The following is a 22,845-nucleotide window of genomic DNA, read 5'->3' on the forward strand; positions in this document are numbered from 1 at the left end:
GTGTGGCTGTGGTGACCGAATCTCGCTCGACGACGCCTGAGCTCGTTCTCACTGCCCGCCTCAACACCTCGGCGGCCGATGCCCGACGCGGCGTCGTGCGCCTGCATCCGGAAGTCCTTGCGGCTCTGGGCCTGCGGGAATGGGATGCGGTGTCGCTCATCGGTTCTCGTCGCACAGCCGCCGTCGTCGCCGTGGCTCCGGAGGGATCACCTCAGGGCACCGCGTTGCTGGACGACGTGACGCTCTCCAACACCGGCCTTCGCGAAAATGCCTCTGTCGCAGTCGGACCCGTCACCGTCTACGGGGCCAAGGCCGTCACTGTGACCGGCTCCGCGCTCGCCACCGGTTCCATCTCCGACGCCACCCTGCGACAAGCGTTGCTCGGCAAGGTGCTGACGGTGGGCGACACCGTCTCACTCCTCCCCCGCGATCTCGGCCCCGGAACCTCGACGACATCTGCGACTCAGGCGCTGTCGAGGACATTCGGGGTCGCGTGGACCACCGAGCTGTTGACGGTCTCGGCCGTCGACCCGTCGGGTGGGCCGGTGAGTGTGCAACCCAATTCGGCGGTCGGGTGGGGCTCCGGCACCGTCGCTGCATCGGCATCCGCACCTGTGACAGCGCCACCGAAAGCCACGGCACCGAGGGTGAGCGCGGCCGATCTGGTGGGAGTGAGCGCGCAGGCGGCCAAGCTGACCGAGTGGCTGCGGCTGGCGTTGGACGAGTCGGAGTTGTTGGCGACGCTCGGCGCATCGCCGCATCTGGGGGTGTTGATCACCGGACCGGGCGGGGTCGGCAAGGCGACGTTGGCGTGCGCGGTCGTCGGTGAACGCGCATGCGTCGTGCTGGACGGACCGTCGATCGGTGCGCTCGAGGCGTCGGCCCGGGTCGATCGCGTCACCGCGGCAGTGGACGAACTCGCCGGCTCCGGGGTTCTGCTCATCACCGACATCGACGCGTTGTTGCCCTCCGAGCCCGAACCGGCGTCCACGTTCGTCCTCGAAGTACTGCGCCGGGCCGTCGACACTCCGGGTCTCGCCCTGATCGCGACGACGGCCCATCCGGAGGCGACCGATCCCAGACTGCGCGGTCAGGACCTGTGCGATCGTGAACTCACCCTGACCCTGCCCGACGCGGCAGGCCGCAAGGGATTGCTGGAGCATCTGCTCCGAAAAGTTCCGCAGGGCGACGTCGACCTGGGCGAAATCGCCTCACGGACACCGGGTTTCGTGGTCGCCGATCTGGCCGCCCTGACGCGGGAGGCGGCGCTGCGGGCGGCGGCGCGCGCATCGAACGATTCGGCCGCGGCCTCGTTGACGCAGGACGATCTGGTGGGCGCTCTGCAGGTGATTCGCCCGCTGTCGCGTTCGGGAAGCGAAGAACTGGCGATCGGCAGTCTCACGCTCGACGACGTCGGCGACATGGTGGAGACCAAGCAGGCACTCACAGAGGCGGTACTGTGGCCGCTACGCCATCCGGATTCGTTCGCGCGCTTGGGAATCGAACCGCCGCGGGGAGTTCTGCTGTACGGTCCGCCCGGCTGCGGCAAAACGTTCCTCGTGCGCGCACTGGCCAGCTCCGGGCAGCTCAGCGTGCACTCGGTCAAAGGCGCGGAGCTGATGGACAAATGGGTCGGCTCCTCGGAAAAGGCTGTCCGAGAACTCTTTCAACGCGCCCGAGATTCCGCTCCCTCGCTGATCTTCCTGGACGAGGTGGATGCGCTCGTGCCCCGACGCGGCCAGAGTTCGGATTCCGGCGTCGGCGATCGAGTCGTCGCGGCGCTGCTGACCGAACTCGACGGCGTCGAACCGTTGCGTGACGTCGTCGTACTCGGGGCAACCAACCGACCCGATCTGATCGATCCCGCACTGCTGCGGCCGGGCCGACTCGAGCGGCTCGTCTTCGTGCCGCCGCCGGATTCCGATGCCCGCGTGGACATCCTGAGGGCGTCGGGCAAATCCATCCCGCTCGCCGAGGACGTGGATCTGGAGTCGTTGGCGCGCGATCTCGACGGCTACTCCGCGGCCGACTGCGCGGCGTTGCTGCGCGAGGCCGCGTTGACGGCGATGCGTCGGTCGATGGATGCGGCCGACGTCACCGCCGCCGATGTCGCCGCCGCTCGGGCGACGGTCAGACCGTCACTCGATCCCGAGCAGGTGGCGCATCTGCGGGCCTACGGGAGTGCCTAGCGGCAGTGGTGCGGTTAAGTGCCCTCTGGGGCGCTCAACCGCACCACTGCGCAGCACTCACTTCCAGCGGCCGAGGATTTCCTCTGCCCGCTTGGCCAGTTCCATCTGGAAGATCGGGCCGAAGCTGATGCGACCCACGCCCAGGGAGGCGAAGTGCGACAGGTCGCCCTCGGCCGGGTTGGCGATGGCATTGATCGGCAGCGGGAGTTCCTCGGCGAGACGCTTGTAGTCCGCGTCGTTGTGGAAGCCGACGGGGTAGAGCGAGTCGGCACCGGCTGCGGCGCACAGCTTCAGCCGGGCGATGGCGCGGTCGACGCGGTCGCTCTCGTCGCCGATCGCCTTGACGAACAGGTCGGTGCGGGCGTTGATGACCACGTGGACGTCGGTGGCGTCGGATGCTGCGCGCAGTGCTCCGACGAAGTCGGCATGTTCCTGCGCTTCGCGGAGGCGTCCGCCTTCGCTGTGCACGGTGTCCTCGATGTTGAGGCCGACGGCTCCGGCAGAGATCAGTCCGTCGATGAGTCGCTTGGGGTCCTCGCCGTAGCCGGATTCGATGTCGACCGACAGGGGTGCGTCCACGGCGGCGGAGATCTGCGAGATGCGGGTGAGCAGTTCGTCGAAGGTGATGCCCTCGTTGTCCGGCTTGCCGATGGAGTCCGAGACGGGGTGGCTTCCGACGGTCAGCGCGGTGAACCCGGCGGAGACGGCGAGGTTGGCAGACCAGGCGTCCCACACCGTCGGCAATACGACCGGGTTGCCCGGCTGGTGCAGCTCGAGCAGGGTGGTGGCTTTCTGGGACAGGTTCGTCATGAGACTCCTTCGCGGTGACCGACAGAGAACGTACGTTCTCTCTACGACCAACATACGCGCTTCAGTCGATCAAATCGAGCGCTTTCATCCGGTCGAACACCATCAGCGATCCCGGAGCGACGTCCGGCATGGCGGCGTACTCGTCTCGGGTGAAGTACCTGATCTCTGCGATCTCGCTGGTCGGCGTCGGCTCGGTCGCCAGATCGGCGAGGAAACACGTGATCTCGAGCGGGGTTCCTGCCGGGTGCCCCCAGGCCTCACATTCGAACACCCCGAGGAGCCGGGCGTCCGTCACCGCTGCATCGAGCTCTTCCCTGATCTCGCGATGCAGTGCTTGCTCGGGCGTCTCGCCCGGGTCGATCTTTCCACCCGCCATGTAGAACGCGGATTTTCCGGCCGATCGGGTCTGGATCATTCGACGATCTCGGACGTACGCCAGCCCGGCGGTCCGAATGAGCCTCGGATCGGTCACCGACGCGCTCCCCTCACTCACGGACCCGCACCGTTCTGTACCGCCTGGCACGCCGCCTACCTCGCAAAGTAAAGTGGACAACGACAACTCGCGGCTGCCGCTCGGCAACCGGTTCATTATTTCTCAAAGCTTCACATCGAACTTCACACGGACTTCGCACACCCTACTCATCGCCGCCCTACGACCACCGCTCGGTTTCATCGCCGATGCGACCGAGACGACGGAGTGATTTTTGCTCGCCATTCTTCTTGCGCACGCCGCCGCCGCGCTGCTCGCGCCACTGTTCGTCCGCTGGTGGGGTCGCAATGCCTTTTTCCCGCTCGCGCTCGTACCCCTGCTCAGCCTGATCTGGGTGTTCGGCAACTGGGGAACCGAACAGAAACTGAACATCGAATGGGTCCCTGGCCTGTCGATGAACATCGACATGCGGTTCGACTCCCTCGCGGCCATCATGTCGCTGCTGGTCCTCGGCATCGGCGCACTGATTCTGCTCTACTGTGCGCGCTACTTCGAGGACGACGAGCCCCGGCTCGGGCTGTTCGCCGCCGAAATGGTCGCCTTCTCCGGTGCGATGTTCGGCCTCATCACCAGCGACAACATGCTGGTGCTCTACATCTTCTGGGAAGTCACCACCGTCCTGTCGTTCCTGCTCGTCGGCCACTACGCCGAGCGAGCGTCGAGCAGACGAGCGGCCACCCAGGCACTGCTCGTCACCACCGCGGGCGGCCTGGCGATGTTGGTCGGCATCATCATCCTCGGCCAGGTGTCCGGCACCTACAACCTCTCGGAGCTGGTCGCGAACGCGCCGGGCGGCTGGTTGCCCGGTGTCGCGATCGTGCTGGTCCTCATCGGCGCACTGAGCAAGTCGGCCATCGTGCCACTGCACTTCTGGCTCCCCGGAGCCATGGCCGCCCCGACACCGGTCAGCGGCTATCTTCACGCCGCTGCCATGGTCAAAGCGGGCATCTACCTGGTCGCGCGCCTGGCCCCGGGGTTCGCCGATTCCGGCCCGTGGCGAGCCACGGTGATCAGCCTCGGACTGCTGTCGATGATCCTGGCGGGGTGGCGAGCTCTACGCGCATTCGACCTCAAGCTGATACTCGCGTTCGGCACCGTCAGCCAGCTCGGCTTCCTGATGGTGTTGGTCGGCATCGGCTCGGAGAAGGCGATGCTCGCCGGCCTGACGATGGTGATCGCCCACGCGATGTTCAAAGCGGCGCTGTTCATGGTCGTCGGCATCATCGATCACACCACCGGCACCCGCGACATCCGCAAACTGGCCCACCTGGGCAAGAAGGCTCCCTGGCTCGCCGCGATAGCCGCGCTGGCCGCGGCCAGCATGGCCGGACTTCCGCCGATGCTCGGGTTCGTCGGCAAGGAGACGGCGTTGTCGGCCGTGATCAGCACCCCGACGCTCGATCCCACGGTCGCGGCCTTCGTCGTCGCAGGCCTGGTGATCGGCTCGATACTCACGGTCACCTACAGCATTCGGTTCGTCTGGGGCGCGTTCGCGCGCAAGCAGCTCAAGCGGGCGAGTCCGTCGGTCAAGGCGATGCACGCGCCGGCAGCCCTGTTCCTCGCCGCACCCGCCTTCCTGGCGGTGCTCGGTCTGGTCGCCGGATTCGCGTCCTCCATCGTCGATCGCATCGTCAGCCCGTACGCTCGCACGCTGCCGTCGTACGGCCAGGAGCCCTACCACCTGGCCCTCTGGCACGGTTTCAACCTTCCGCTCGCGCTGACCGTCGTCGTCGTCACCGGTGGTGTCGGACTGTTCGTCGCCCACCGCGTCGTCAACCGGCTCAAGTTCGAGCATCCCCCGCTCGGCAACGCAGACCGCATCTACGACAACGTGCTCAAGTCCATGGACACCCTGTCGATTCGCCTCACCGGCACCACGCAGCGCGGTTCACTCCCCCTCACTCAGGGCACCATCCTGTTGACACTGGTGCTGCTACCGATGATCGTGCTGCTCGTCGGCCAGGACACGGGCTTGGACTACACGCTGTGGAACACCCCATTGCAGCTGGTCATCGGGGTGATCATGATCGCGGGTGGCCTCGGAGCCACGGTGATGCGCAACCGTCTGGCCAGCGTCATCCTCGTCGGGCTCACCGGCTACGGCTGCGGCGTCATCTTCGCCATTCACGGTGCACCGGACCTGGCACTGACTCAGTTCCTGGTCGAGACCCTCACCCTCGTCGTGTTCGTGTTGGTGCTGCGCAAGCTGCCGGCCGAGGTCGACGACCGCGGCTCGGCCGGATCGCGCGGCCCCCGTGCCGTGTTGGCCGTCGCCGTCGGAGCGACCGTCAGTGTGCTGGGCGCATTCGCGATGAACGCCCGAAACACGGCCCCGGTGTCACTACTCCTACCGGACGCCGCATACGACCTGGGCGACGGCAAGAACGTCATCAACGTGATCCTCGTCGATATCCGCGCCTGGGACACCCTCGGCGAGATCTGCGTTCTGCTCGTCGCGGCAACGGGCGTGGCCAGCCTGGTCTTCCGCAACCGCCGGTTCGGCAGCGCTCCGCGGGTGTCCGACGCCCCCGCATCGTCCTCGGATGCGAACTACGCGGCGGAGACGACGTGGCTGCTCGGTGGTGATCTGATCGATCCGCGTCATCGCTCGTTGATTCTCGAGGTCACGACACGGTTGATCTTCCCGACGATCATGGTGCTCTCGATCTACTTCTTCTTCTCCGGCCACAACGCTCCGGGTGGTGGTTTCGCCGGTGGTCTCACTGCCGGCTTGGCGCTGGTGTTGCGGTACCTCGCAGGTGGGCGCTACGAACTCGGCGAGGCGGTGCCGATCGATGCCGGAAAGATCCTCGGTCTCGGGTTGATCTTCGCGGCAGGCACGGCAGTGGCGTCGATGTTCCTCGGAGCGCCGGCGCTGTCCTCGGCCACGTTGGAGGTGACGTTGCCGATCCTCGGCGACATCAAGTTGGTCACCGCACTGTTCTTCGACCTCGGTGTGTACCTCATCGTGGTCGGGTTGGTACTCGACGTGCTCCGTAGTCTCGGTGCCCGTCTCGACGCACAGGTGGAAATGCAGAGCCAAGGCCGAGTGAGCGCCCAATGACCGCAGATCTCGGAATGCTGATCATCACCGGTGTCCTCGTCGCATCGGGTGTCTACCTGCTGCTCGAACGCAGCATCACCAAGATGCTGCTCGGGTTGCTGTTGTTCGGTAACGGCGTCAACCTGCTGTTGCTCACCGTCGGCGGCCCTGCGGGAGCCCCGCCCATCGTGGGCCGCGACAACGCGGTGAACCAGCAGATGGCGGATCCCCTGGCCCAGGCGGTGATTCTGACGGCAATCGTCATCACGATGGGAATCGCGGCGTTCGTGCTGGCCCTGGCGTACCGGTCCTTCACCCTCAACACCAAGGACGACGTCGAGAACGACCCCGAGGACACCAAGGTCTCCCGGCGTCGCTCGATGGCCGAGGCCCCCGACCGCGACCGCTCGGACGACCCGGTGACCGGCGAGCCGAGCTTCGGCGGCGACGCGTTCGACTCCAAGGGCAATCCGATTCCGCTCGAGGAGATCAGAAACCTCGAAGACCTCGAGTGCTACGAGGATCTGCACGACGGGGATTTCGACAACGACGACGACGACCCGCAGGTGCGTGGGCTCGACGGCATCGACACAGCCGAGAAGGACGACAGCAGGCCCGAGAAGAAGGGAGACGACCGATGACGATCTCCCCAGGTGTGATCGACGTCCTGACTCCGCTGCCGGTGCTGATTCCGATGCTCGCAGCAGCGATGACTCTGGTGCTGGGTCGACGTCCCCGCGCTCAGCGTTTCATCACCATCGTCGCGCTGACCGCGGTGGTCGCGGTGTCGTCGATGATGCTCTACCTCGCCGATCGCGACGGCACCAGCGCGCTGCAGGTCGGCGGTTGGGACTCACCCCTCGGCATCTCCCTCGTGGTGGACCGCCTGTCGGCGATGATGCTCGTCGTCTCGTCCATCGTGCTGCTGGCCGTCATGGTCTACTCGATCGGCCAGGGCATCCGCGACGGTAGCGAGAATCAGCCCGTCTCGATCTTCCTGCCGACCTACCTCGCGTTGACCGCAGGTGTCTGCAACGCGTTCCTCGCAGGCGACCTGTTCAATCTGTTCGTCGGCTTCGAGGTCTTGCTCGCGGCCTCGTTCGTGCTGCTGACACTCGGCGCGAGTGCCGACCGCGTGCGCGCGGGCGTGTCGTACGTGATGGTGTCGATGGTGTCCTCGCTGATCTTCCTGATCGGCATCGCGCTGGTCTACGGCGCAACCGGGACGCTGAACCTGGCCCACATCGCGGTACGCATGGACGACATCACCCCCGGAACCCGAACCGCGATCTTCGCGGTCCTGCTGGTCGCGTTCGGCATCAAGGCCGCGGTGTTCCCGCTCTCGACGTGGCTGCCCGACTCGTATCCCACCGCCCCGGCACCGGTCACCGCCGTGTTCGCCGGCCTGCTGACGAAAGTCGGTGTGTACGCGATCATCCGCGCGCACACCCTGTTGTTCCCCGACGGCTCACTCGACAACGTACTGATGGTCTGCGGCCTGCTGACGATGCTCGTCGGCATCCTCGGCTCCATCGCACAGAGCGACATCAAGCGACTGTTGTCGTTCACCCTCGTCAGCCATATCGGCTACATGATCTTCGGCGTCGCGCTGTCGACGCAATCGGGCCTGTCCGGCTCGATCTACTACGTCGCCCACCACATTCTGGTGCAGACGACACTGTTCCTCGTCGTCGGTCTCATCGAGCGTCAGGCCGGTTCGTCGTCGCTTCGACGCCTCGGCGGTCTGGCTGCGGCCAGCCCGGTGCTGGCGATCGTGTTCCTGGTGCCGGCCCTCAATCTCGGTGGCATTCCGCCGTTCTCGGGCTTCATCGGCAAGGTCGCACTGCTGCAGGCCGGTAGCGAGCAGGGCAGCGTGTTGGCCTGGCTGCTCGTCGCCGGTGGCACCGTCACCAGCCTCTTGACGCTGTACGTCGTCGCCCGTGTCTGGACCAAGGCGTTCTGGCGCGCTCGCGCCGACGCTCCCGAGGGCGACCTGGCGGACAACAGCCCGTCCGCTCTTCTCGACGACTCGTCCGACATCCAGTTCGGTGACCGCGAGGACGTGGGCCGGATGCCCGCCTTCATGTTGCTTCCGACCATCGGGCTCGTCGCCGTCGGCTTGGCCATGACGGTGTTCGCCGGCCCCATCATCGACATCAGCGATCGCGCCGCGGCAGATCTTCGCGATCGGTCGGTGTACATCGATGCGGTACGCGGAGCGGAATTCGTCGGAGATCAGGCCGTCGAGCAGGCGCGCGGAGACGAGGAAGGCACTCGATGAAGATGAACCGTTCGCTTCTGCTACGCCTGTGGACTCTCGCGTGGTTGACCGCCATCTGGGTTCTGTTGTGGGGCAACGTCTCTGCAGCGAACATCCTCGGCGGTATCGCGGTGGGGCTGCTCATCATGGTGCTGCTGCCGTTGCCTCGCGTTCCGGTCGAGGGCCGCATCCACGTGTTCTCACTCGTCAAGCTGGCCGTCGTATTCCTGTACTACGCAATGGAATCGAGCTTCAGCGTGGCCTGGTTGGCGATCCGCCCGAAAGCACCGCCGGTCACCGGCGTGCTGCGCTGCCGCATCGCGATCAAGTCCGATCTGGTGCTCACCCTGTTCGTCGACGCGATGAACCTCGTGCCCGGCACCATGGTGCTCGAGATAGACCGAACCCGACGCCTGCTCTACGTGCACGTGTTGGACATGGGCACGCAGAAGGCCGTCGACGGCTTCTACGCCTACGTACGAAACCTGGAGAAACTCTTCATCGCGGCGTTCGAGCGAGACTCCGACTGGAAGCCGAGCCCGCTGCACTTCCAGGAGTACGAGCAGTACCACGGAGTGCTCGGTGACGATCCGGCATCGAGGGACCGCGACGCCCCGAGAGACGACAAGAAGACCGACGACAAGAGGAAGGGGGACTGGTCGTGACCGTCGTCCTGGCGATAGCCGGAGCCCTCCTGATCGGTGCCGCGGTCCTCACCGCATACCGACTGCTCGACGGACCGAGCACGCTCGACCGTCTCGTCGCGATGGACACGATCCTGGCCGTCTCGATGTGCGGTCTCGGTGTGTGGGCCGTCTACAGCCGCGACACCACCCTCGTACCGGCCATCGTCGCGCTGTCCTTGGTCAGCTTCGTCGGGTCGGTCAGCATCGCGCGATTCAGAGTGAGGGACGAATGAGTGACACAGTGAGGGACGAATGAGCACCGTAGCCCAGGTCATTGCCTCTGCCTTCATCCTGTTCGGAGCACTGCTCGCCTTCACCGCAGCCGTCGGCATCGTGCGCTTCCCCGATACCCTCTCGCGGATGCACGCGGCCACCAAGCCGCAGGTGGTTGGTCTGATCATGGTGCTGATCGGTGCCATCATCAGCCTGCGCGGCAACGTCGACATCTGGATGCTCGTGCTGGTGGGCATCTTCACGCTGGTCACCGCTCCGGTGATCGCGCATACCGTGGGCCGCGTCGCCTACCGAGAACAGCGGGGTCGCGACGGTCTGCTGATCGTCAACGAGATGGAACCGAACGACCCCGACGAGTAGTGCGAGCCGCGCCGGATCAGGTGCGGAGGTCGGTGACCAACGATTCCACGACGGCTCGCAGGTCACCGTTGGATTTCGCTGCCACCGCCCGCTGACGCTGGTAGGACGCCCCGAGCCGCGGAATGTCGGCCACCGCGGCCAACTCGTCGACGCAGTTCAACCGGACGGCCGTCGGCGTCAGCTTCTCGAGCAGGTCGTTCAGGTCGTCGGTGACCAGACGTTCGTTGCTGTCGGAGTCGAGAATGATCTCGGCATCGAGGCCGTACCGGGCAGCCCGCCACTTGTTCTCCTGCACGTGCCACGGCGGTATCGACGGCAGGGTCTCCCCCGCTTCGAGACGTTCGTCGAGATGGACGATGAGGCAGTGCGTCAACGCGACGAGAGCCGCGAGCTCCCGCTTGGTCGACGCCCCGTCGCACACCCGAACCTCGATGGTTCCCCACTTGGGGGCAGGGCGGATGTCCCAGTGCATGCCGCCGAGTTGCTCGATGACGCCGGTCTTGAGCTGATCACGAACGAATCCCTCGAACTGCGGCCAGTTCTCGAACTGGAACGGCAGCCCGGCCGTCGGCAGCTGCTGGAACATCAACGCACGATTGCTGGCGTAGCCGGTGTCGTTGCCCGCCCAGATCGGTGAGGACGCCGACAGTGCCAGCAGGTGCGGGTACTGCAGCAGCAGTGAGTTGAGAATGGGAAAGACCTTGTCGGGAGACGACACTCCCACGTGCACGTGCACACCCCAGATCAGCATCTGCCGACCCCACCACTGCGTCCGAGCGATCAACTCGTCGTAACTCGGGGAACTGGTGAGCTGCTGGGTGGACCACTCCGCGAACGGATGGGTCCCCGCCGAGAACAGATCGATCCCCAGCGGATCCGCTGCGCGCTCGACGAGCGAGAGAGACTCACCGAGGTCTGCCATCGCCTCCCCGACGTTCTCGCACACTCCGGTGACGAGTTCGACGGTGTTGCGGAGCAGTTCCTTCGTCACCCGCGGGGTGTCCCCGGCCAGGTCGCGCACACCGTCCATGACCGCCTCGGCGGAGTTGACCAGGTCTCGCGTGTTCTTGTCGACCAGCGCGATCTCCCACTCGACGCCGAGCGTCGGGCGCGGTGAACTCGCGAAGTCGATCCGGGGAGCGCTCAAACTACTGCAGTACCGCGCACGCCGCCCGCGAGCCGGCATCGCCGGTCATCAGAGTCGTCATGTCCGGCACGGCGGCACCGTCGGGCAGGGTGTACCGCGGCGGGATGTTGGCGAAGTTGTCGGCACCGTCGTGCACGATCACCGAGGTTCCGGCACCGTCGGCACGCAGATCGTCGAGTGTGATCGCGTCGGTGGTGGTGACGAGCATTCCGGTGCCGTCCTCGCCGACCTGGATGGACGTCAGGTCACCGCTGGACGGGTGCTCGGTGCGGCCGTCGACCTGCAGGTGACCGCCCGCGGACAGGAATGCGCCGGGCTCCCCGCCGGTCGGTGCCACGGAGTTCGGCTCGCAGGCGGCGACGGTGTGAACGTGGAAGCCGTGGAAGCCGGGGGTCATGCCCTCGACCTCGGCGGTGACGGTGAGCTTGTCGCCCTCGGACGCGAACGACACCGTGCCGACCTCGGCACCGGAGGCGTCGCGCAGTGCGGCCTCGATGATGTCGCCGGAGCTCGACTCGGCCGGGCTGTCGCCGGCGACAGCTTCTGCCGACGGATCGGCCTCTCCGGTCCACACCGGCGGGACGGTGCCGGGGACGTCGGACGGGACCTCGCCGTTGCTGCAGGCGGAGAGCCCGAGAGCTGCGATCGCGAGGACCGGGGCCACGTAACGCAACGATCGGGTCGCGGCAGTGCGTCGCTTGAACATGTCCATCGGAAATCGCTCCTCTTTCAGGCAGTTTCGCCGGGCTCGGAAATGATAACGTGCCGACCGATTCGGCCGAATCGGGCACGGAGGTCGACGCTGTGGAACTGGCCGCTGCAGGACTACTGGGTCACGATGACGACGACGCCTGCCGTGGATTCGAGCGAGGTCGGCTTGGGTTCGGCCGGGACGCCGAGCTGCGTGGCGATGGTCTGCGCGGCCTGTTCCTCACCTGCCGTCGTGCCGTAGTACACCGCGGTCTGCGCGAACTGGTCTTCACTGAAGTTGCCCGTCTCGGCGACGTTCCAACCCTCGGCGGTCAACGTGCTGGCGGTACCGGCGGCCAGGCCGGAGACGTTGGAGTTGTTGAGTACCCGCACTTCGACGTCGGCGGGTGCGCCCGAGGTGGTGGTGGGTGCCGCGGCACCGGTCGACGAATCGCCCGCGGGAACCTGGGCTGCAGGAGCCTGTGCGGTCGGTGCGACCGCGGCCGGTGCGCTCGTCGTCTCGGCGGCGGGCTCGGCGGCCGCATCGTCGGAATCGGAACCCGTCAGAGACAACGCCCCGATCGCTGCGAACAGGATCGCGAGCGAGATCAACACCATGGCCAGGGCGCGGAGTGGTGGCCCGGTCTGTTCCGGGTTCGGGCTGCTCACCTGATCGACCCTAGCCGACCGTCGACGGCGACTCGGCACACGGAACGCAAGACCTGCTCAGACGTCGAAACCCAGCCGACGTGCCGCACGAGCCTTCTGCCTGCTCGCACGCAACCGGCGCAGGCGCTTGACCAACATCGGATCCGCGGCGAGCGCCTCGGGACGATCGACCAACGCATTCAGGATCTGGTAGTAGCGGGTCGCCGACATGGAGAAGAGTTCCTTGATGGCCTCTTCCTTGGCCCCGGCGTACTTCCACCACTGCCGCTCGAAGGACAGGATGTCGTGCTCTCGTCGACTCAGTCCGTCCGCACCGACCTCGTTCGGATCCTGAGAGCCGTCCGAACTTCCCGGTTGCTGAGACTGGTTCGAGTCACGCGCTGCTGCGCCGTCCATCCCACTCCTCGACTTCTCGACTTCCCAGGGTCGGCAGGATCACCCACCCGGAGAAATCTGCTTCCCCCAGTACTGCCGACACCCGTAGGAGCGCCGACCGAATTACACAGTTGTACTTCGGGGATCATTCAACCATGTCCGACGCCGGGGACACGGCTCCTGCGGGCTGCCCGCGCGTGGCGTGTTCCACCTACTCGACCGCATGCGCGACGCACACCACTGGGTCATTCCGCAGGCTCCACTCCCGCACCACTGGGTCATTCCGCAGGCTCCACTCCCGGTATCCTTGTCGACCATGGCAATTCTTCCCATCCGGATCGTCGGCGATCCGGTGCTGCACACCGCAACCGCTCCCGTCACCGAGTCACCCGACGAGCTGGCCGAGCTGATCGCCGACATGTACGAGACGTTGGCCGCCGCGAACGGCGTCGGACTCGCCGCGAATCAGGTCGGCGTCGGCAAGCGTCTGTTCATCTACGACTGCCCCGATCAAGGCGAGGACGGCAAGGTCTTCCGCCGCCGCGGCGAGGTCGTCAACCCGGTGCTCGAGACGTCGGAAATCCCGGAGACGATGCCCGACCCGGACGACGACGACGAGGGCTGCCTGTCCGTCCCCGGCGAGCAGCACCCCACCGGGCGCGCCGAGTGGGCTCGCGTGACCGGTACGGACGCCGAGGGCGAGCCCGTCGACATCGAAGGTCGCGGCTTCTTCGCTCGGATGCTCCAGCACGAGGTGGGGCATCTCGACGGTTTCCTCTACACTGACGTGCTCATCGGTCGGCACGCACGGGCCGCGAAGAAGGCCATCAAGCGCGCCGGGTGGGGCGTGCCCGGGCTGAGCTGGACGCCCGGCACGGTGGACGACCCGTTCGGCCACGACGACGAGGACGACGACTGACCGTTCCGGTGGGTACGCGGGTGATGCTTCGCTATCGGTTGCCACCCGGCCACACCCACCCGATGACGGACGTGATCGGCGAACTGGTGTCGATCGACGCCGGTGCGGTCGTGGTGCGCGGCAGGGACGGCACACTGGTGCAGGTTGCAGCCGAACGAATCGTGGCGTTGAAACCCTTGGGGCCCAAGCCGATTCGAACCTCGGAAATTCGCTCCCTCGAGGCTGCCGCTGCCGACGGCTTGCCGGGCGTCGATCGGGAATGGATCGACGGCTGGCAACTGCGTTTCGGTCACGGGTTCACCGGCCGCGCCAATTCGGCCGTGCCGCTCGAGCCCGGAGCGTCGACGGCACCCGAGACGCTGGCACGCATCACAGCCCGATACGCCGCTTGTGGATTAACGCCGACGCTCGCCCTTCCCGATCGCCTCGGCACTCCCCCGGCGGGTTGGTCGACGTACAACGAAAGTGCCGTCATGGCCGCGGACATCTCGAAACTCGTTCTGCGAGATGGAGATTCGGCCACCGCCGTCACCGCGGAGCCGACAGCCGAGTGGCTGGATCGCCTGTACTACCAGGGCCGCGCGGCTCCCGCGGGCGCAGCGGAGGTGGTCTCGGCGGTTCGGGGCGGAACCCTCGGTTTCGGCATGATCGGCGCGCGCTCGTCGTCGGCAGCCGCCGTCGGTCGCGCTGCCGTCACCACCGCCCCTGACGGTCGCTGCTGGGTGGGATTGACCTCGCTCTGGGTCTCCCCCGAGCACCGCCGCAACGGGCTCGGCACCTTGATGTGCGGCGAACTGGTCCGCTGGGGTCGCGAGCACGGCGCGACGCACGCTTACCTGCAGGTGGCGGTCGAGAACACCCGAGCCGTTGCCCTGTACCGAGACCTGGGCTTCGAGGACCATCATCGTTATCGCTACGCCCGGCCCGAGAGCGCGACGGGTCCGAACCCTGTCGGGGGCGTTCGATAGGGTTCGTTCCCGTGCGCTTGGCTACTTGGAATGTGAACTCCGTCCGCTCTCGTCAGGATCGAATCGTCGATTGGCTGCAGCGATCCGATGTCGATGTGCTGGCGATGCAGGAAACCAAGTGCAAGGACGCACAGTTTCCGTATCAGCGGTTCACCGACATCGGGTACGAGGTGGCCCACGTCGGGCTGAGTCAGTGGAACGGCGTCGCGATCGCGTCTCGCGTCGGCCTGGACGACGTGCAGGTCGGGTTCGAGGATCAGCCCGGGTTCAGCAAAGATCCCGAGATCGACCCCGCTCAGGAGGCCCGCGCCATCGGTGCCACGTGCGACGGGGTTCGGGTCTGGAGCCTGTACGTGCCGAACGGCCGCGAACTCGCCGATCCGCACTACACCTACAAGCTCGAGTGGCTCGCTGCGCTGAAGGCCGACGCACAGGCGTGGGTGGCAGCGGATCCGCAGGCGCAGATCGCACTCGTGGGCGACTGGAACATCGCGCCCACCGACGACGACGTCTGGGATCCTCCACTGTTCGAGGGCAAGACCCACACCTCGCAGGCCGAGCGCGACGCCTTCACCGCGTTCGGCGACGCCGGCTTCACCGAGGTGACGCGGCAGTTCACCCCCGAGCCCAGGACGTACACCTACTGGGACTACACACAATTGCGCTTCCCGAAGAAGCAGGGTCTGCGCATCGACATGGCGTTGACCTCCCCTGCCCTGGCGGCTCGAGTGACCGGTGCGTCGATCGCCCGCGAGGAGCGCAAGGGCAAGGGGGCGAGCGATCACGCTCCGGTGATCGTGGAGATCGGCTGAACAGCGTCCGCCGACCTGTTCGCCACGGCCCTGGCGGCAACAATCGCCCCGACGGCGATCAGCACTCCATGCGCGATCCGCACGGCCGGCGGGGTGTAGAACTGCGGGAGAAAGAGCACGAACCCTGCAGCGAGCACCACGGCGTAGCGGTTGCGTAGAGCGAATGCCACCAGCCCGACGCCGATCAGCACCAGTCCGAGCCCGAACATGACGGACTGCACGAGCGAGTACCGAATCGGGTCGGCCAGATCGATCAGGCCCGGGTTCGCGTTCTGTACGGCATCGACACCCAGCGCATGCAGGGCAAAGGTTTCTGCGCCGTAGTACGGCAGCACCAACCCGACGCCGATCCAGGTGGTCACGACCGCAAGATCGGACCGTCGACCGGTGTAGAGCACGGTCAGCGCGAGCGCGACGAAGCCGAGCATGGCGAAGGTGTGGGCGAGCACCCAATTCGAGGATGCGAAGGCGTCGGCTCCCGCGACGCCTACCTCGTCCGAGTAGGGGCGCAGTGCGGGATATGCGGCGAACATGACTCCGACGAACAGATACAGGGCTACAGGCATCGGGAAAGGCCATCCTTTCGAGAGCGGCGCTCTCTACAGGAAGCAGCATTCACTCGATGTAGCGGTAAAACAAGAGCACTGCTCTCTAATCGGCGATCAGATCCAGGAACTCCTCGTGTTGCGCCAGATAGCGCCGGACGTACGTGCAGATCGGGACGATGCGCCACCGCCGATCGCGAGCAGTGTTGAGCGAGGCTCGCACCAGCACGCCCGCCCACCCGCGGTCGCCGTACTCCTCCTTGACGACGGTGTGCATCAGCGCGACGACCGGGCCGACACCGCCGTCGTCGCCCTCACCGAAGCGGTACCCGAGAATGCCGACGAGTTCGTCGTCGACGAAGAGATCGAACCTGTTGTGATCGACGTCGTCCTCGATACGAACGACGGGCCGGTCGACAGGAGCGGGCCCGTGAACCCGACGTGGAAGTATGTGACTCATGTCACTCATGAGACCAGTGTTGTCCATGTGACGCGAGGCGAGTGCATCGATCGTCGCCGAGTCGTGCCCTGAATGTGACCGGCCCTACCGTGACCGATCGACAACCTTGGAAGAAACGTCAGAGCGCGACGAGCATGTCGTTGTACTCCGGGTTGGCCGCGGCGAAGCGCTGCACGTAGGTGCAGACCGGCTTGACCTTCCAGCCGTAGGACCGAGCACTGTCGAGCGCGCGGCGCACCAGAATGCCGGCCAGCCCCTGATGACCGAAATCCTCGGTGACGACCGTGTGCATGAAGGACACGACATGGGTACGCGTCGCACGCTTGCCGTTTCCCTCGACCTCGTAGAAGCCGACGATCCCGACGAGATCGCCGTTCAATCGAAGCTCGAACCGGTTCTGGTCTTTGTTGATCGAGACATCAGCGCTAGGAGAACTTGCCAGCATGGGACGCCTCCTTCGCTGTGTGTGGAGTGATGAACGAATGAAACCGATGTGACGTGCACCACTATTAAACATGCGCATGGTGGCTCTGTCACCTTTTCTACCAACAAACCTTCGGATGCGTAGGTTCGTCCGTCCCACCCGACAGGAATGCTGGTACGGATCATAAGCAACCCTGTTCGACGTTGTGATACAACAACATTCAAGGCCGGCCCATGTTTTCGCCACGAACTCGCCGCTCCGATTCGCCTGCCGAGACCGCCGTCTCCCCTCCCGCCGGTACTGTCTTCTCTCGTGAAGTTCCTACCGCTCACGCCCAACGGCGAGACTCCCGTCCGCGCGCTGACCATCGCCGGAACCGACTCCGGCGGCGGTGCCGGAATCCAAGCGGACAGCCGAACGATGGCGCTGCTCGCCGTCCACGCGTGCGTTGCCGTCGCCGCGGTCACGGTCCAGAACACCGTCGGCGTGACGGGCTTCCACGAGATTCCGCCGGACGTCGTCGCAGCGCAGGTTCGCTCCGTCGTTTCGGACATCGGAGTCGGCGCAGCGAAGACCGGAATGTTGGCCTCCACCGCGATCATCGAAGCGGTCACGGCCGTCTGCACCGAGGTGGGCATCGGCCGAGATCAGCCGGTTCCCCTGGTCGTCGATCCGGTGTGCGCGTCGATGCACGGCGACCCGCTGCTGCACGCCGAAGCCCTCGACGCCATCCGCCACACCCTGTTTCCCATCGCCTCGCTCGTGACCCCAAACCTCGACGAGGTTCGGCTGATCACCGGCATCGATGTGGTCGACGACTCCAGCGCACACCGCGCCGCCGAGGCCCTACACGGATTGGGAGCGCAGTGGGCCCTGGTCAAGGGCGGTCACCTGCGGACGTCGACGCACAGCACCGATCTGCTGTTCGACGGCGACACCTTCCTCGAGTTCACCAGCGAGCGCATCGACACCGGCAACGATCACGGCGGCGGAGACACCCTCGCCGCATCGATCGCCTCGGCCCTGGCGCACGGATACTCGATGCCCGACGCGGTGGCGTTCGGCAAGGAGTGGGTCACCCGCTGCCTGGCCGCGTCCTACGATCTGGGCGCAGGCCACGGGCCGGTGTCACCGCTGTGGCGACTGCACGAGTCGGAGGATGCGTAGGTCGTCGGGTGCGCCCTTGATCTTCGGAGCGAAGAAGCTGCGGCGATAGGGCTTGGAGACCACGCGCAAGGCGTCGAGCACCTCCGGCGGGACCGCCTCGAGGGCCGACGCGGAGATCATGACGTTGCCGTTGCCGCCGGTCTGCATCACCCGGGCGGCGACGGTGACGTCGACGCCCAGCCAGTCCGATCCCACCTGACGTGGGCTGCCGGTGTGGATGCCGACGCGCATCGTCGGGGTGTAGCCGTCGACGTCGACGCCCTTCAGGGCCTCGCGGGCCGCGAAGACCGCGTCGACGGCTTTGCCCGCATCGGCGAACACCGCCATGATGCCGTCGCCCAGCCTCTTGACGACGTGGCCACCGCGGAATGCGACCTCGGGTTCGACGGCCTTGGAGACCTTGCGCAGCAGCGTCAGGGTCGCGGTGTCGCCGGCCCGGAGCGACCAGGACGAGAACCCGACGAGGTCGGTGAACACGATGGTGACGTCGTGCTCACCGCGACCCCGGCCTGCACGTTCGAGGATCGCCTGCCACAGCTGCAACGCCCCGAGGCCCACTTCGCGGGACGCGCCGGGTTCGTCGTCGAGTCCGTTCGCAGCCAGGAACCTGTCGGCGACGCGGGCGACCGCCAGGGCTCGGCCCGGACCGTCGATCGACAGGGGATCGCCGAACGTGGGGTCACCCGGTAGCGCGCGACGCACGCGCCGAACCGCCCCGACCACCGCGGGCGCTCGGTTGGTGGTGCGGACCCACTCCACGACCGAGGAGACGACTGCGTTCACAGCATCGAGCGTAACCCACGGTTACACATACTTTCCCTCACCCTTCGGCGCGCGCGGCCTCGCGCTCGGCACCCACCGGAACCCCGTTGGGGCCCTCCACCGACTGCGCGTAGACGCCGATGCCGTAGGCCACGGCCGCACCGTTCTTCGCCAGTGCGGCGCGGTCGACGTTCGCCAGGGTGTCCTGGTCGGTGTGGTAGTTCTCGTCGAACGTCTGATCCGCGGTGCCGCCCCACTTCTCGGCCTGCGCTGCGGTCTTGTTCTCGTCCGCTCCGCTGAACACACCACCGGCGGGGATGCCGACCTCGATGAACGGGCCGTAGTCCGAGCGACCGTCGAAATCGGTCCCGTCGACGGCTACGCCCTCCTCGGCCAGTCGCTCGACGAAAGTGCGCTCGATGGCGTCGGATCCGGCCGGTCCGGCGGGCTCACCCACCTGGTCGGAGTCGTCTCCGTCGTAGGCGAGGTAGCCGGCGTTGTGCGAGCCGATCATGTCGAAGTTCAAGTACAGAGCGATGTTTCGCTTGTCCTCGTCGGACAGGCCCTCGACGTACTTGGTGGAACCGACGAGTCCGTTCTCCTCGGCACCCCAGAACGCGAAACGCACCGCGTTGGTGACCTCGGGGGCACTGCCCATCTGCAGCGCGGTCTCGAGGACAGCCGCCGTGCCGGTTCCGTTGTCGTTGATGCCGGGCCCGTCCGGAACGCTGTCGAGATGGGCACCGGTGACCACGACGTTCTCGGTGGAGCCGGTGGTGGTCTGGGCAATGATGTTGCGACTGGTGGTCGTTTCGGTTTCGGTGACGAGCGTCAGCGTCACCTCGGGTGCGGCGAGAACGGCCGCGCCGTCCTCCTGGCTGACACCGCCGGTCGGAATCCGAGCGGTGTCGGCGTCGCCGAGCGTGCCCGAATCGAGCGGTCCCGGTTCGTTGTTGACGATGATCGCGGCGGCCGCACCGAGTTCTGCTGCGACGGTTTGCTTCACGCCGAACGGGCACACTCCGCGTGGCACGACCGCGACGGCTCCTGCCAGGTCGAGACCGGTGTAATCGGCTGCCTCGCAGCCGTCTGCGCCGGCGGGAGCGCCGACGACGCGTGCGGTGATCCCCTCGGCAGTGGTGGTTGGCGAGTAACTGAGCGCGAACACCGGAATCTCGGTGCCCGCCAGCGAGAGGGTCTGCGTCTGCGCCTCGAAGGTCTCGAACTCGAATTCCGGGGTGGTGACCTCGAACCCGGCCGATTCGAGTTGCGAGACAACGTAATCGACACTCGCGTCGTAACCGGCGGTGCCGGCCGCGCGGTTTCCGTCGTTCTCGGCGGCGATCGCTTCCAATTGTTCGAGGTGCCCCACCAAGGCCTCCTCGGTGACCGCGGCAGACAGGCCGGGCCCGTCGGGTGTCGCGAAAACTCTGGCCGGTTCCTCGTCCGAGGTGGACGAGCAACCGGCCAGAATCAAGACAGTGACAGCGCTACCTGCAAGTAAGGAAATCCGCATAGCGGACACCCTACCGGCGAGTGGCGTCAGGCGTCCCGACGATTGACGACGAACACCGCTGCCCCGAAGATCACCGCGGTGAACGCGACGAAGTAGATCAGTCCGCCGATCGGGCCCCAATGGAAGTCGATTCCGCCGCTGGAGCCGAGAAAGTGATTGGCATTGAGGAACGGCAGGAACGGCTGAATCTTGTCGCCCACATTCGGAATCACTCCGACGAGGTTCTCGATGAGCAGTGGCCACAGCAGCAGGATGGCGATTGCGCCTGCGGACTGCCGGATGAGAGCGCCGACGCCGATCGCCAGAACGACCTGCAAGAACGCCAGGATGGCGGTGCCGTAGAGGATGCGCCACGTTCCGTCGACGTCGAACCCCAGCAATACGCCCGCCTGCTCGCCGGCGAGAGCTTTCGCCAGGTAGAGCCCGATCACGGCGAGAACGAACGACAGGATGGCACCGTAGACGCCGACCAGCAGAGCCTTCGCGGCCAGCACCGATCCCCTGTTGGTCACCGCCTGGAACGTGGTGCGGATGAGCCCGAACCGGTACTCGCTGGTCACGGTCAACGCGGCCAGGATCATCAGCACCATCGAACCGAACGTGCCGACTCCGAGTCCTACGACGTCGGAAGCCGTTGTGGGCGGAATACCGTCGGGCGCGTCGAGGCTCAGGGCCGACTTCGCAGCCCAACCCAGAATGGCCGCGAACCCGAGACCGAGCACCACGATGATCGCGCTGCACCACCACGGCGACTTGGTCGAGGTGAACTTGATTCTCTCTGCTGCCAGAACGCCCATCAGAGTGCACCGCCCATCGCTTGCTGAGGACCTGCTTGCTGAGTGTTGGGAGTGTCGGCTCCCGCGCCGTGATACTGCACTGTGTCTCCGGTGAGTTTCATGAATGCTTCCTCGAGCGAACCTCGCTGGGAGGCCAACTCGTGCAATGTGATTCCGGCTCGGCCGGCGATGTCGCCGATCGCGTCGGTGGTCGAGTTCAGCACCACGAGCGAGGGCTGAAGTTTGTCGGTCTTGTCCGGCTCACGCACGGTCAGACCGGCGGTGGTCAGCGCCTGGCGCAGACCGTCGAGCTGCGGGCTGCGGACGCGCACCGATGCCTCGGAAGCATGGTCGATGAATTCCTGCACCGAGGAATCGGAGATCAACTTGCCGCGTCCGATGACGATGAGATGCTCTGCAGTCTGCGCCATCTCCGAGAGCAGGTGGCTCGAGACGAGCACCGTGCGCCCCTCGGCGGCCAAGCGCTGCATGAACTTTCGGATCCAGACGATGCCCTCGGGATCGAGTCCGTTGACCGGCTCGTCGAACAGCAGCACCTTGGGGTCACCGAGCAACGCGCCGGCGAGCCCGAGCCGCTGCGACATACCGAGCGAGAACCCGCCCGCATTCTTCTTGGCCACCTCGGACAGGCCCACCAGACGCAGCACCTCGTCGACGCGCGACTTCGGAATGCCGTTGGAGGCCGCCATCCACTCGAGATGTGCACGCGCCGAACGGTTCGGGTGCACCCATTTGGCGTCGAGCAGTGCGCCGACGGTACGCAGTGGCTGCTTGAGTTGGCTGTAGTTCTTGCCCTCGATGGTCGCCGTTCCCTTGGTGGGGCGGTCGAGGCCGAGGATCATCCGCATGGTCGTCGACTTGCCTGCGCCGTTGGGGCCGAGGAAGCCGGTCACGATGCCGGGTCTGATGGTGAAGGTGAGGTTGTCGACCGCCGTCACCGCGCCGTATTGCTTGGTCAGTCCTGTCACTTCGATCATGGGTACAACTGTCCCCCACCGACAAGGGTCTGCACATCGACCCACAGTCGTCAGTTGCATCATCCTTTCGGATGACAGAACCCTGAGACAGTCGGTCACTTCGGCGGCACGCGGCTGCTGGGCACGCGGTCACATGGGCGCGGCCGCAAAAGCGCGCGCGTTTGCCAGACGCGCGCGGAATCGTCCCCGTACTCGCCACTATTCCGCACGCGTTTCACGAACGCGCGCGCGTTTGCTGGATGTGAGGAGGCAGCGGTCACATCGTCGGCGTCGGCGGCGTCGGCGTCGGCGTCGGCGTCGGCGGCATCGGCGTCACGCGGCCACATGAGCGTCGGCAGCAGCGGCCACATCGGCGTCACACGGGCACGGCCGCAAAAGCGCGCGCGTTTGCCAGATGCGCGCGGAATCGGCCCCGTATCCGCCACTATTCCGCGCGCACCCTCTTTGCCAAGCTTCTGGTGAGTCATTCGAGAAGCTATGGAGGGTTACTGCATGTTGAGTGCTGAGTTCACAGGGGAGCAGATTCGGGAGATGGTGTTCGAGTA

Annotated in this window: 25 protein-coding genes; 11 read left to right on the plus strand and 14 right to left on the minus strand. The window is 66.1% G+C overall.

Annotation, left to right across the window (positions count from 1 at the left end; all coding sequences use genetic code 11):
* The first annotated feature begins 11 nt into the window (after nt 1-11).
* Entirely contained in the window at nt 12-2,189 is a 2,178-nt protein-coding gene (locus QM590_RS12600) for an AAA family ATPase (protein ID WP_269595067.1), read from the plus strand.
* Nucleotides 2,190-2,246: 57 nt separating this feature from the next.
* On the opposite strand, the gene QM590_RS12605 is transcribed toward QM590_RS12600, so the two are convergent.
* A complete protein-coding gene (locus QM590_RS12605; protein WP_269595066.1) occupies nt 2,247-2,999 on the minus strand; it encodes an isocitrate lyase/PEP mutase family protein in 753 nt (250 codons plus the stop codon).
* Nucleotides 3,000-3,060: 61 nt separating this feature from the next.
* Complete coding sequence (locus QM590_RS12610) at nt 3,061-3,471, minus strand: NUDIX hydrolase (protein WP_197477955.1); 411 nt, start codon at nt 3,469-3,471, stop codon at nt 3,061-3,063.
* Nucleotides 3,472-3,703: 232 nt separating this feature from the next.
* Between QM590_RS12610 and QM590_RS12615 the strand changes: the two genes are divergently transcribed.
* The 6 genes from QM590_RS12615 to mnhG are packed head-to-tail and all read left to right on the plus strand — an operon-like array spanning nt 3,704 to nt 10,072.
* Nucleotides 3,704-6,553 carry a Na+/H+ antiporter subunit A gene (locus QM590_RS12615; protein ID WP_269595065.1) on the plus strand — a complete coding sequence of 950 codons (2,850 nt, stop codon included), beginning with the start codon at nt 3,704-3,706 and terminating at the stop codon, nt 6,551-6,553.
* Nucleotides 6,550-7,173, plus strand: a complete 624-nt coding sequence (locus QM590_RS12620) for a Na(+)/H(+) antiporter subunit C (protein ID WP_269595064.1) — start codon at nt 6,550-6,552, stop codon at nt 7,171-7,173. The genes QM590_RS12615 and QM590_RS12620 overlap by 4 nt, the downstream gene beginning before the upstream one ends.
* Entirely contained in the window at nt 7,170-8,813 is a 1,644-nt protein-coding gene (locus QM590_RS12625; protein ID WP_269595063.1) for a Na+/H+ antiporter subunit D, read from the plus strand. The genes QM590_RS12620 and QM590_RS12625 overlap by 4 nt, the downstream gene beginning before the upstream one ends.
* Nucleotides 8,814-8,815: 2 nt before the next feature.
* On the plus strand, nt 8,816-9,457 hold the full coding sequence (locus tag QM590_RS12630) for a Na+/H+ antiporter subunit E (protein ID WP_411741330.1): 642 nt from the start codon (nt 8,816-8,818) through the stop codon (nt 9,455-9,457).
* The gene (locus QM590_RS12635) at nt 9,454-9,711 is read left to right on the plus strand and encodes a monovalent cation/H+ antiporter complex subunit F (protein ID WP_269595061.1); all 258 of its coding nucleotides are present in this window, start codon (nt 9,454-9,456) and stop codon (nt 9,709-9,711) included. Before QM590_RS12630 ends, QM590_RS12635 begins: the two co-directional genes overlap by 4 nt.
* A gap of 19 nt (nt 9,712-9,730) precedes the next feature.
* On the plus strand, nt 9,731-10,072 hold the full coding sequence (mnhG, locus tag QM590_RS12640; protein ID WP_068048100.1) for a monovalent cation/H(+) antiporter subunit G: 342 nt from the start codon (nt 9,731-9,733) through the stop codon (nt 10,070-10,072).
* 16 nt (nt 10,073-10,088) lie between these two features.
* On the opposite strand, the gene QM590_RS12645 is transcribed toward mnhG, so the two are convergent.
* The 4 genes from QM590_RS12645 to napA all read right to left on the minus strand — a co-directional run bounded on the left by QM590_RS12645 (nt 10,089) and on the right by napA (nt 12,974).
* Nucleotides 10,089-11,258 carry a glutamate--cysteine ligase gene (locus tag QM590_RS12645; RefSeq protein ID WP_068048097.1) on the minus strand — a complete coding sequence of 390 codons (1,170 nt, stop codon included), beginning with the start codon at nt 11,256-11,258 and terminating at the stop codon, nt 10,089-10,091.
* Nucleotides 11,221-11,931 (minus strand): superoxide dismutase[Cu-Zn], encoded by a 711-nt coding sequence (gene sodC, locus QM590_RS12650; RefSeq protein ID WP_269595060.1) that lies wholly within the window; start codon nt 11,929-11,931, stop codon nt 11,221-11,223. The genes QM590_RS12645 and sodC overlap by 38 nt, the downstream gene beginning before the upstream one ends.
* 113 nt (nt 11,932-12,044) lie before the next feature.
* Nucleotides 12,045-12,578: a LytR C-terminal domain-containing protein gene (locus QM590_RS12655; protein ID WP_068048091.1), complete on the minus strand. Its 534-nt coding sequence runs from the start codon at nt 12,576-12,578 to the stop codon at nt 12,045-12,047.
* A 57-nt stretch (nt 12,579-12,635) separates the two neighbouring features.
* Nucleotides 12,636-12,974: a nucleoid-associated protein NapA gene (gene napA, locus QM590_RS12660; RefSeq protein ID WP_032393769.1), complete on the minus strand. Its 339-nt coding sequence runs from the start codon at nt 12,972-12,974 to the stop codon at nt 12,636-12,638.
* Between the two features lie 295 nt (nt 12,975-13,269).
* On the opposite strand from napA, the gene QM590_RS12665 reads away from it, so the two are divergent.
* The 3 genes from QM590_RS12665 to QM590_RS12675 are packed head-to-tail and all read left to right on the plus strand — an operon-like array spanning nt 13,270 to nt 15,652.
* Nucleotides 13,270-13,872: a peptide deformylase gene (locus QM590_RS12665; RefSeq protein WP_269595059.1), complete on the plus strand. Its 603-nt coding sequence runs from the start codon at nt 13,270-13,272 to the stop codon at nt 13,870-13,872.
* Nucleotides 13,869-14,840, plus strand: coding sequence for an N-acetylglutamate synthase, CG3035 family (locus tag QM590_RS12670; protein WP_442972438.1), 972 nt, complete (start codon nt 13,869-13,871; stop codon nt 14,838-14,840). The genes QM590_RS12665 and QM590_RS12670 overlap by 4 nt, the downstream gene beginning before the upstream one ends.
* Nucleotides 14,841-14,851: 11 nt before the next feature.
* Entirely contained in the window at nt 14,852-15,652 is an 801-nt protein-coding gene (locus tag QM590_RS12675) for an exodeoxyribonuclease III (protein ID WP_269595057.1), read from the plus strand.
* Here QM590_RS12675 and QM590_RS12680 read toward each other — a convergent pair.
* The 3 genes from QM590_RS12680 to QM590_RS12690 form a co-directional block, all read right to left on the minus strand.
* The gene (locus QM590_RS12680; RefSeq protein ID WP_269595056.1) at nt 15,622-16,218 is read right to left on the minus strand and encodes a hypothetical protein; all 597 of its coding nucleotides are present in this window, start codon (nt 16,216-16,218) and stop codon (nt 15,622-15,624) included. The two genes, QM590_RS12675 and QM590_RS12680, sit on opposite strands and share 31 nt — an antisense overlap.
* Nucleotides 16,219-16,303: 85 nt before the next feature.
* Nucleotides 16,304-16,657: a GNAT family N-acetyltransferase gene (locus tag QM590_RS12685; RefSeq protein WP_269595147.1), complete on the minus strand. Its 354-nt coding sequence runs from the start codon at nt 16,655-16,657 to the stop codon at nt 16,304-16,306.
* Nucleotides 16,658-16,775: 118 nt separating this feature from the next.
* Nucleotides 16,776-17,102, minus strand: coding sequence for a GNAT family N-acetyltransferase (locus QM590_RS12690; protein ID WP_037186711.1), 327 nt, complete (start codon nt 17,100-17,102; stop codon nt 16,776-16,778).
* 291 nt (nt 17,103-17,393) lie between these two features.
* Here QM590_RS12690 and thiD point away from each other — a divergent pair, with 291 nt between their 5' ends.
* Nucleotides 17,394-18,248 carry a bifunctional hydroxymethylpyrimidine kinase/phosphomethylpyrimidine kinase gene (gene thiD, locus QM590_RS12695; protein WP_269595055.1) on the plus strand — a complete coding sequence of 285 codons (855 nt, stop codon included), beginning with the start codon at nt 17,394-17,396 and terminating at the stop codon, nt 18,246-18,248.
* On the opposite strand, the gene QM590_RS12700 is transcribed toward thiD, so the two are convergent.
* From QM590_RS12700 to QM590_RS12720, 5 genes are all read right to left on the minus strand, one after another.
* Nucleotides 18,210-19,031, minus strand: coding sequence for an adenylate/guanylate cyclase domain-containing protein (locus QM590_RS12700; RefSeq protein WP_121872242.1), 822 nt, complete (start codon nt 19,029-19,031; stop codon nt 18,210-18,212). The genes thiD and QM590_RS12700 overlap by 39 nt on opposite strands.
* Before the next feature lie 37 nt (nt 19,032-19,068).
* Nucleotides 19,069-20,526, minus strand: a complete 1,458-nt coding sequence (locus QM590_RS12705) for a M20/M25/M40 family metallo-hydrolase (protein ID WP_269595054.1) — start codon at nt 20,524-20,526, stop codon at nt 19,069-19,071.
* 26 nt (nt 20,527-20,552) lie between these two features.
* A complete protein-coding gene (locus tag QM590_RS12710; protein ID WP_094613927.1) occupies nt 20,553-21,323 on the minus strand; it encodes an ABC-2 transporter permease family protein in 771 nt (256 codons plus the stop codon).
* Nucleotides 21,323-22,300: an ABC transporter ATP-binding protein gene (locus tag QM590_RS12715; RefSeq protein ID WP_269595053.1), complete on the minus strand. Its 978-nt coding sequence runs from the start codon at nt 22,298-22,300 to the stop codon at nt 21,323-21,325. Before QM590_RS12715 ends, QM590_RS12710 begins: the two co-directional genes overlap by 1 nt.
* Before the next feature lie 95 nt (nt 22,301-22,395).
* Entirely contained in the window at nt 22,396-22,767 is a 372-nt protein-coding gene (locus tag QM590_RS12720) for a hypothetical protein (protein WP_269595052.1), read from the minus strand.
* Between the last annotated feature and the right edge of the window lie 78 nt (nt 22,768-22,845).

It is taken from the genome of Rhodococcus sp. IEGM 1372 (genome assembly GCF_030056835.1).
Taxonomy (GTDB): Bacteria; Actinomycetota; Actinomycetes; order Mycobacteriales; family Mycobacteriaceae; genus Rhodococcoides.